This window comes from Mammaliicoccus fleurettii (genome assembly GCF_002018435.1).
GTDB classification, from domain to species: domain Bacteria; phylum Bacillota; class Bacilli; order Staphylococcales; family Staphylococcaceae; genus Mammaliicoccus; species Mammaliicoccus fleurettii.
In genome coordinates, this window is record NZ_MWJM01000038.1 from 1 (window position 1) to 1892 (window position 1892).

Below are 1892 nucleotides of genomic sequence, written 5' to 3' on the forward strand. Positions count from 1 at the left end.
GCTTTATCTATTTTAGCTGCTTCTTGCATTGCTTCATACATCATAGATGCTGTTTGAACACCTACTCCATCGTCAGTAAATTGGAACATGCCTCTATCTTTTAAAGCTTTAAAATCAACATGTTCTTTACCTGCTTGTCTTACTGTTATTGAAGCGTAAGGCAATACTCTAACAACTGCATGTTCGTCTATTATTTTATGCAGTCGATCTAAATGTTCAACTGAGTCAGGTACAGGTTTAGTATTTGGCATCGGGCAAACTGTTGTAAACCCACCTCTTGCAGCAGCCTTAGTGCCTGTCTCAATCGTTTCTTTATGTTCTCCACCAGGTTCTCTTAAATGCACATGTACATCTACAAACCCCGCAGATATAAAATGTCCTTTCGCATCAATTATTTCATGATTTTCAGCATCAATATAATCATTTATTCGTTTAATTTTACCGTCTTCGATTTCAACTTCTTTATGAACTAATTGACCTTCTAATAAGATTTTTCCATTTTTGATTATAAGTGACATTTTACTTTTTCCTCCTTGTGATTGAGTACATCATAAATACATGCCATTCTAATAAATACACCATTCTCCATTTGCTTAAATATCCTTGACTTTGGACTTTCAACTAATGAAGAATCGATCTCTACACCTCTATTTACTGGTGCTGGATGCATAACGATTGCTTTATCAGATAATTTATTATATCTATCAATTGTTAATCCGTATGCCTCATGATATTTCTCAGTATTAAAAGTCATACCTGATTCGTGCCTTTCATTTTGCACTCTTAATAACATACAAACATCAACTTCATCTATGACATCATCAATTTCAGCGTAAGGTACATTTGAAAAATCAGACTTCCATTGTTCTGGTGCACTGAACATAACTTCTGATCCTAATTTCGTTAAAGCTTCAGCATTACTTCTTGCTACTCTTGAATTCTTTATATCTCCTGAAATAAGTATTTTTAATCCTTCAAAATAACCATATTCCTCATAAATTGTCATTAAGTCTAAAAGACTCTGTGTTGGATGTTGTCCACTACCATCTCCACCATTTAATACAGGAATGCTAAGTCCTTTTAAGTTATCATAATAGGCATTTTCACTATGTCTAATGACGAGTGCATCAACACCAATTGATTCTAGTGTTTTGCATGTATCATATAAAGATTCTCCCTTTTGTACAGAAGATGTACTTGTTTCAAAAGGAATTACCTCTAACCCTAACTTTCTTTCAGCCATTTCAAAGCTACATTTCGTTCTAGTGGAATTTTCAAAGAATAAATTCGCTACTGTCATACCTTGTTCAAAAGGTTCTATACCATTTTGTTTGATTTTCTGTGCTTTTTTAATGATTTTCATTATGTCTTCTTTAGTTAGATCAGTCATAGTTAATAAATTTTTCAAGTGACACGCCTCCTTGAGATTATTTTATTTTCTTAGGCAAAATAAGATTGAGCAAGATACCAACTGTTGCAGCTAAAGCCATACCTTCAATATTCAAATGAATACCGATACCTGTGAAATCTAAATGTGCTTTACCAATTCCTAATACAAGAATGACTGAAGCAATAATCAAGTTTCTGTTATCTCCGAAATCAATATTGTTCTCTACTAACATTCTTAAACCACTTGAAGCAATGATTCCGAATAATAGTATAGATACACCGCCCATTACAGGTGTAGGAATTGTAGAAATCATTGCTGTAAATTTACCAACAAATCCTAAAATTAATGCGAGTGTAGCTGCACCACCTATCACCCATATACTATAAATTCTAGTAATGGCTAATACGCCGATGTTCTCACCATAAGTTGTGCTTGGTGGTCCACCGATGATTGAAGACATCATAGTTGATACTCCATCACCAATTAATGATCTGTGTAAACC

General features: G+C 33.8%; 3 protein-coding genes. All 3 read right to left on the minus strand.

Annotated elements, in window-relative coordinates:
• The coding region (locus B2G86_RS12960; protein ID WP_142242944.1) for an amidohydrolase family protein at positions 1–518 on the minus strand (518 nt) is incomplete at its 3' end.
• On the minus strand, positions 506–1408 hold the full coding sequence (locus tag B2G86_RS12965) for an aspartate carbamoyltransferase catalytic subunit (RefSeq protein ID WP_078358600.1): 903 nt from the start codon (positions 1406–1408) through the stop codon (positions 506–508). The genes B2G86_RS12960 and B2G86_RS12965, both read right to left, overlap by 13 nt.
• A 19-nt stretch (positions 1409–1427) precedes the next feature.
• On the minus strand, positions 1428–1892 hold a 465-nt coding region (locus B2G86_RS12970; RefSeq protein ID WP_274534943.1), incomplete at its 5' end, for a solute carrier family 23 protein.